The 322-nt window shown below is 51.2% G+C and carries 1 pseudogene; it reads right to left on the bottom strand.

Features of this window, described 5'->3' with window-relative positions:
- Nucleotides 1-103: 103 nt before the first annotated feature.
- Nucleotides 104-311: pseudogene (locus EZM41_RS13500) on the bottom strand (integrase core domain-containing protein); the annotation flags it as partial.
- Nucleotides 312-322 lie beyond the last annotated feature (11 nt).

Raw genomic sequence — 322 nt, 5'->3', positions numbered from 1 at the left:
ACGGTGTTGAAAGAGAAATATCTGGTGGGCAAGGTGCTAGGCCATGGCGGGTTTGGAGTTACCTACATGGCATTGGATCTCTCGCTCGCCTTGCGCGTTTGCCTTAAGGAATATTTCCTATAGCTCCAAGAAGCCTGCTGTTATTAAACCAATTCACCCACTCCAATGTGGCAAACTCGACGTCTCTCAAGGTTATGCCACGGTCTGCGCTCTCGCGATGACCTCAGGTCTTACTAAGACCGATTACGGATTTAAGCCAAGGCATTGTCGTAAGGATCGCTTGCACTGCCCACGGATGGCTCTATCCCTGCTTAGCGCAGCC

Origin of the sequence: Acetomicrobium sp. S15 = DSM 107314, from assembly GCF_016125955.1 — a bacterium.
Lineage (GTDB): Bacteria > Synergistota > Synergistia > Synergistales > Thermosynergistaceae > Thermosynergistes > Thermosynergistes pyruvativorans.
The sequence above is the reverse complement of the archived record's forward strand: the minus strand, read 5'-3'. Positions and strand labels throughout refer to the sequence as shown.